Origin of the sequence: Nitrococcus mobilis Nb-231 (assembly GCF_000153205.1) — a bacterium.
GTDB classification, from domain to species: domain Bacteria; phylum Pseudomonadota; class Gammaproteobacteria; order Nitrococcales; family Nitrococcaceae; genus Nitrococcus; species Nitrococcus mobilis.
This window is the reverse complement of the sequence record NZ_CH672427.1, coordinates 2,246,483-2,252,633: the sequence shown is the minus strand read 5'-3', so window position 1 is coordinate 2,252,633 and position 6,151 is coordinate 2,246,483. Positions and strand designations below refer to the sequence as shown.

8 protein-coding genes are annotated in these 6,151 nt (G+C 57.9%); all 8 read left to right on the top strand.

Annotated elements, in window-relative coordinates:
* Positions 1–79: 79 nt before the first annotated feature.
* The 8 genes from yidD (at position 80) to atpE (ending at position 6,090) form a co-directional block, all read left to right on the top strand.
* A complete protein-coding gene (gene yidD / locus NB231_RS17780; RefSeq protein ID WP_084766425.1) occupies positions 80–307 on the top strand; it encodes a membrane protein insertion efficiency factor YidD in 228 nt (75 codons plus the stop codon).
* Between the two features lie 6 nt (positions 308–313).
* Complete coding sequence (gene yidC / locus NB231_RS10255; RefSeq protein ID WP_005002478.1) at positions 314–1,960, top strand: membrane protein insertase YidC; 1,647 nt, start codon at positions 314–316, stop codon at positions 1,958–1,960.
* Positions 1,957–2,634: a 16S rRNA (guanine(527)-N(7))-methyltransferase RsmG gene (gene rsmG / locus NB231_RS10250; RefSeq protein ID WP_232210446.1), complete on the top strand. Its 678-nt coding sequence runs from the start codon at positions 1,957–1,959 to the stop codon at positions 2,632–2,634. Before yidC ends, rsmG begins: the two co-directional genes overlap by 4 nt.
* Before the next feature lie 18 nt (positions 2,635–2,652).
* Complete coding sequence (locus NB231_RS10245; protein ID WP_005002474.1) at positions 2,653–3,441, top strand: ParA family protein; 789 nt, start codon at positions 2,653–2,655, stop codon at positions 3,439–3,441.
* A gap of 20 nt (positions 3,442–3,461) precedes the next feature.
* Entirely contained in the window at positions 3,462–4,331 is an 870-nt protein-coding gene (locus tag NB231_RS10240; protein WP_005002473.1) for a ParB/RepB/Spo0J family partition protein, read from the top strand.
* Positions 4,332–4,542: 211 nt separating this feature from the next.
* Positions 4,543–4,944 carry an ATP synthase subunit I gene (locus NB231_RS10235; protein ID WP_005002472.1) on the top strand — a complete coding sequence of 134 codons (402 nt, stop codon included), beginning with the start codon at positions 4,543–4,545 and terminating at the stop codon, positions 4,942–4,944.
* Positions 4,941–5,726, top strand: a complete 786-nt coding sequence (atpB, locus tag NB231_RS10230) for a F0F1 ATP synthase subunit A (RefSeq protein ID WP_005002471.1) — start codon at positions 4,941–4,943, stop codon at positions 5,724–5,726. Before NB231_RS10235 ends, atpB begins: the two co-directional genes overlap by 4 nt.
* Positions 5,727–5,790: 64 nt before the next feature.
* A complete protein-coding gene (atpE, locus tag NB231_RS10225; RefSeq protein ID WP_005002470.1) occupies positions 5,791–6,090 on the top strand; it encodes a F0F1 ATP synthase subunit C in 300 nt (99 codons plus the stop codon).
* The last annotated feature ends 61 nt before the right edge of the window (positions 6,091–6,151 follow it).

The following is a 6,151-nucleotide window of genomic DNA, read 5'->3' as shown; positions in this document are numbered from 1 at the left end:
CCAAGCTCCCTGCTCGTGTGGCGCAAGGAGCCACATTGAACACATCCTTGGGTCGGCTGTGGCAACGGGTGAACCAGCGATGCGAACGCTCCTAATTGGCTTGCTACGGTGCTATCAATGGCTGATCAGCCCACTGATCGGGCCCAGTTGCCGGTATTATCCGAGTTGTTCGCAATACGCCATCGAGGCGATTCGGATGCATGGAGCGGCTCTTGGTGGTTACCTGGGTACGCGTCGGGTATTACGTTGTCATCCGTGGCACACCGGTGGTCTTGATCCCGTTCCGCCTTCCCGCTCCCATGGATAATCCTTGATGGAGAATCAAAGGCTCTTCCTTTTTCTTGCACTCGGTGCCGTCTTGTTCCTGCTCTGGGATGCCTGGCAGCAGGATTATGGGCCGCGTCCGCCGACCCCGCAAAGCACGGAACAAGCCGTCCAGGCACCCCAGGCCGATGGTCCGGCAGAGGAATTGCCTACCGAATTGCGCCAGCAGGCTGGGTTAGCGGCGCAGGGGATGCGCATTTCGGTTGTAACAGACCTGTTCGCTATCGAGATCAACACCGTCGGTGGCGGTATCGGTTCGGCCAAGTTGCTCAAGCACGCGACTTCGACCGATGACCCGGCGCCTTTTACTCTGTTACGCGATCAGGGGAAACCGCTGTTTGTGGTTCAAGCGGGGCTCAGGGCAAAGGAAGGTTCGGCACCGGGTACTCAAGCTCGATTCCAATCAAGACAGAAAGCGTATCAACTTGCCTCAGGCGAGCAGCAACTGGTGGTTCCGCTGGTCTGGCATGGTCCGAACGGCATCACCGTTACACGCCGCTATATTTTTCAGCGCGGAAAATACACCATCGATATAGAGCAAGAAGTGCAGAACGCGAGCGCTGCACCTTGGTCCGCCTACCAGTACACGCAACTACTCAGGGGGGAGGAAAACAAGACGGGCGGGCTTGCCGGGCAGGTGGCCTACATCGGTGGGGCAATCTATAGTCCGGACGACAAATACCAGAAAATCTCCTTTGATGAGATGCAGGAGCAGGCGCTTGATCGAACCGTTCAAAACGGATGGGTCGCGATGGTGCAACATTATTTTCTGGCTGCCATGGTGCCGCCTCGGGGGATGACGGAGCGATTCTACAGTCGTATTGTCGGTGGGGATCTGTTCAGCTTGGGAATGAGTTCACCGTGGCAGACAATCCAGCCGGGGCAAAGCGGGACGTTCCAGACTCAGCTCTATCTTGGTCCCAAGGATCAAGAGCGCATGGCGAGCGTGGCCTCCGGTCTCGAGCTGACGGTGGATTACGGTATCTTTACTATCATCGCCAAACCTATGTTCGTAGTCTTATCCTGGTTTCACGCCGTAGTGGGCAACTGGGGTTGGGCGATTGTTTTTCTGACCGTATTGATCAAGGCGGTCTTCTTTAAGCTCTCGGAGACGAGCTATCGTTCCATGGCGCGCATGCGCAAGTTGCAGCCGCGTATGCAGCAGCTCAAGGAGCAATTTGGCGATGATCGCCAGCGTATGAACCAGGAGCTGATGACGCTTTACAAACGGGAAAAGGTGAACCCGTTGGGGGGGTGCCTGCCCATCCTGATCCAGATCCCGGTATTCATTGCGCTATATTGGGTGTTGTTGGAGAGTGTGGAGCTACGCCAGGCGCCGTTCATATTGTGGTTGCGCGATCTATCGGCGCCGGATCCCTACTATGTCCTGCCAATCATCATGGGCTTGACCATGTTGGCTCAGCAGCGTCTCAATCCAGCACCCATGGACCCGATTCAGCAAAAGATCATGTTGTTCATGCCAGTGGTGTTTACCGGTTTCTTCCTTTTCTTTCCGGGCGGGCTTGTACTCTACTATACGGTAAATAATTCCCTGTCTATCCTGCAGCAATGGCTGATCACCCGGCGCATCGATCAGACCGAGAGCAAAACGGTCGACGTAAAAAAGCTCGTGTGAGCCCGCCTGCCGACGTCTTGCCCGAGAATAGGCCTGTCCGTCAGTGCCTGGAACGGGGGATCGTGCAAATATTGCCGCAGGCCGGGGCGGACCTGGTAGAGCGGCATTTGCGCTATATTGAGCTATTACAACGCTGGAACCGCACCTTTAATCTCACCGCAATTCGTGCACCGCTCGATATGGTCGTCCGCCACGTGCTGGACAGTCTTACCGTGCATCCGTATGTTAGAGGCGATCGTGTGCTGGACGTGGGCTCTGGTGCCGGGCTGCCCGGAATACCCTTGGCGCTTGCGAGCCCGGAGCACAGTGTGGTGCTGCTCGACAGTAATGGTAAAAAGATCCGGTTTTTGCGTCAGGTGGTGTTCGAGCTTGCACTTACCAACGTAACGGTGGTCCAGGCGCGGGCCGAGCGTTTCCGGCCGGCGCTGCCATTCGATACGGTTATTGCCCGCGCCTTTGCTGACCTGCCGGCCTTGTTGCGAATCGCATGGCCGTTGTTGGCACCCGCGGGTCGAGTGTTGGCGATGAAGGGGCGTGAACCGGGTGCTGAGCTGCGGCGTCTTGCCGGTGACGAAGTTGCATGGCGGTGTCATCGGCTCAAGGTACCCAATTTGGCTGCCGAGCGTTGCCTAATCGTCCTCGAGCCACCCGCCACCGCGAACTGGAGCGTGTAACGTAGAGTCAATGGACTAATGGCCAGGATCATCGCGGTCGCCAATCAGAAAGGTGGTGTGGGTAAGACCACAACATGCGTCAATCTAGCCGCTTCTTTGGCTGCCAATCGACGTCGCGTGCTGTTGGTGGATATGGATCCCCAAGGTAACGCCACCATCGGCAGCGGGTTAGATAAGGATGACCTTGAGGTCACCAACTACGACATTCTTATGCGCGAGCGATCCGTGGCGGAAGCGCTGCACCGACTGGCGCCGCCCGGTTATGATCTTCTGCCGGCCAACGGCGATCTTACGGTTGCCGAGGTGGCACTCATGGACAGTGCTGGGCGCGAGCGGCGCCTGCGTGAACTGCTTCAGCCCCTGCTTGATGAATACGCCTACGTCCTCATCGATTGTCCGCCTTCATTGAACATCCTGACGGTCAATGCTCTGGTGGCCGCCCACCGGGTGCTCATTCCCATACAGTGTGAATATTATGCTCTGGAGGGGCTCAGCGCGCTGCTCGATACCATACGCCAGATACAAGGCAGCGTGAATCGGGAGTTGGAAATCGAGGGTTTGCTGCGGACCATGTTCGATCCGCGCAATAACTTGGCGAACCAAGTGGGAGCGCAGCTGATCCAACATTTCGCCGACAAGGTGTACCGAACCCTGATTCCACGCAACGTTCGGCTTGCCGAGGCACCCAGCCATGGCATGCCGGCCCTGCAGTACGATCGAACATCGAGGGGCGCGATTGCCTACATGGCGTTGGCAAGTGAGATGTTGCGGCGGGAGGCCGCAGCGCAGGTGAATGCGTCGAGTTGATAAGGAGAAACACCGGAGCCATGACCAACAAGCGCCGCGGATTGGGCCGTGGATTGGATGCCCTACTCAAGAACGTACCGGAGGAGCAGAGCAATATACAGCCCGTGGCTGAGCACGGCGAGCTGCGCCAAATACCCTTGGACCTGCTCCAGCGCGGTCGTTATCAGCCACGCAGCAGCTTTGATCCCGCTGCTCTGCAGGAGCTTGCCGACAGCATCCGTGCTCAGGGCGTAGTGCAGCCCATTGTGGTGCGCCCGGCGCACGATGGGCGCTATGAGATCATCGCCGGTGAGCGACGTTGGCGCGCCGCCCAACTGGCCGGCATAGACGGCGTACCGGCGCTCGTGCGTGACCTCCCGGACGAAGCGGTCGTCGCCGTCGCTTTGATCGAGAATATTCAGCGCGAGGATCTCAATCCGCTTGAAGAGGCCGGTGCATTGCAACGGTTGACCAGCGAGTTCGGGATGACCCATCAGGAGGTGGCAAACGCCGTTGGTCGCTCGCGGGCAGCGGTATCCAACTTGCTCCGTTTACTCGAGTTGGCCGAAGAGGTCAAAAGTCTGATCGACGCGCGCCGACTGGAAATGGGGCACGCACGTGCGCTGCTTGCGCTTGAGCCGTCACGCCAGGTCGAGGCCGCGCATCGGGTCATCGCCAAGGAACTGTCCGTGCGGGAGACCGAAGCGCTTGTGCGCCGGTTGCTCGAGTACCGAGCATCGCCCCCAATTGCCGCGGCGAGCGATCCCAACGTTCGGCGGCTGCAGGATGACTTATCAGCCCGGCTGGGTGCGGAGGTGTGCATCCAACACGGCAAAGCCGGCAAGGGCCGGATGATCATTCGGTACAATAGCGTCGAGGAACTCGACGGTATTCTCGAGCGCATCAAATAATAGCGGCTCGCGTTCACGTGATTTGCCCAGCAGACTTGATTGGGATGCGGGCCGAACTTTATACTGCTGCACCATTCGTCGCCTGCCTACGGGACGGCACCCAATAACAGTCACGAATACGCGCGGCGCGACAACGCATGTGCGTGGAGCATCCTCCTGAGCTTTGGGCGGAGGCGCCTGAAACAGGAGTGTTAATGCGCGGACATAGACCATGAACATCCAGGGCGGTAGTCTTTATCCGCTTTTCTGCATCCAGGCCTGCCTGGTCGTTGGGATCGCGGGGGGGTTCCTCCTGAATGGACTGGAGGCCGCCCTTTCTGCCTTGTACGGCGGAGGGCTCGCCTTGGCGAATAGTGCGCTCTTGGGTCGCAGCCTCAGAGCCGCTGGCGCGACGGCACAGCGCGAACCGAAGCAGGGCGTTTGGATGCTGTACTTCGGTGCCGTGCAGCGGTTTTTGCTCGTGCTCACCCTCTTCGCGGTGGGGATGGGCGTGTTAGGGCTGCCGCCACTGCCATTAATCGTCGGTTTTGCCGGGGCGCAAGTTGCTTTTTTGATCGGGGGGATCGGGCGCACGCCCGCGTCCTCCGTGGATGACAAGGAAACGCGGACGTGAGCGGATTACTGCCGGATTCGAGCAATCCCGTTGAATATATTCAGCATCACCTGGTCAATCTCAGTATTGGCGAGGGATTTTGGGCCATTCATCTCGATACGCTATTTATTAGCTGGCTATTGGGCGGCGCTATTATTTATGCCGGCTATCGAGTCGGCCGCGATTTGAGTCTCGAGCGCCCTTCCGGGATGCAAAATATATTGGAGGCGGTACTCGAGTTCGTTGATGACCTGGTCCGAAGTGTGCTCGGCAGGGGGCATACGATGATCGGCACGCTTGCGATGACGGCGTTCCTGTGGGTTCTACTGATGAATCTGATGGACATGATCCCGGTTGATCTGATCCCTTGGTTGGTCGGGTTGTTCGGGGCTGATCACTTTCGCGCTGTGCCCACGGCCGATCCGCAGGCCCCGCTCGGTATGGCACTCCTCGTGTTCGTGCTCATGCTCTACTACAACATCCGGATCAAGGGCTTTTATCAGTATATGATGGAGTTTTTGACGCATCCGTTCGGGATCTGGCTATTTCCGATCAATTTCGTCATGAAACTGATCGAGGAGATTGCCAAGCCGCTGAGCCTCGGGCTGCGACTCTTCGGTAATTTGTTCGCCGGCGAACTGGGGTTCTTGCTGGTCGCATTGCTACCGTTTTGGGTGCAGCCCGTGCCCGGTACCATATGGTTGCTCTTTCACCTCCTCGTCGTGGTGCTGCAAGCCTTTATCTTCATGGTGTTGACCGTCATGTATCTGGCGCTGGCCCATATGGGTCATGAGGAGCACTAGCCCGCGCGGGAGCCCGGCTCAAAACTCGAATTACGAAATCAGGAAAATCAGTTAGGAGATAATAATGACCGCTGACGCCAATACCATCGCCCTGATCTACTCAGCCACCTCCCTCGGTGTGGGGATTATTCTGGGTTTGGCCGGCCTCGGTTCGGCACTTGGTTGGGGGTTGATCTGCTCGAAGTATATGGAGGGCATTGCCCGCCAGCCGGAGATGCAGCCGCGGCTTCTGATCCAGATGTTTATTACGGCGGGCCTGATGGAATCATTCCCGTTTATTGTTCTGGCTTTTGCTATGTATTTCACGTTTGCCAATCCTTTCATTGGTGGTGCGCTGGAGGCCATCAGCGGTCTAGGGGGTTAGAGTCAACCGCCGTTCCATCTCCTCTCTGCTGCGGCAGTAGGGGGCGTATTCGCCCGTACGG

Excerpts from the sequence above, each read along its gene's own strand:
- NB231_RS10235 (WP_005002472.1), top strand. The coding sequence starts at position 4,543 with ATGAACATCCAGGGCGGTAGTCTTTATCCGCTTTTCTGCATCCAGGCC.
- atpE (WP_005002470.1), top strand. The coding sequence starts at position 5,791 with ATGACCGCTGACGCCAATACCATCGCCCTGATCTACTCAGCCACCTCC.
- yidC (WP_005002478.1), top strand. The coding sequence starts at position 314 with ATGGAGAATCAAAGGCTCTTCCTTTTTCTTGCACTCGGTGCCGTCTTG.
- NB231_RS10245 (WP_005002474.1), top strand. The coding sequence starts at position 2,653 with ATGGCCAGGATCATCGCGGTCGCCAATCAGAAAGGTGGTGTGGGTAAG.
- NB231_RS10240 (WP_005002473.1), top strand. The coding sequence starts at position 3,462 with ATGACCAACAAGCGCCGCGGATTGGGCCGTGGATTGGATGCCCTACTC.
- yidD (WP_084766425.1), top strand. The coding sequence starts at position 80 with ATGCGAACGCTCCTAATTGGCTTGCTACGGTGCTATCAATGGCTGATC.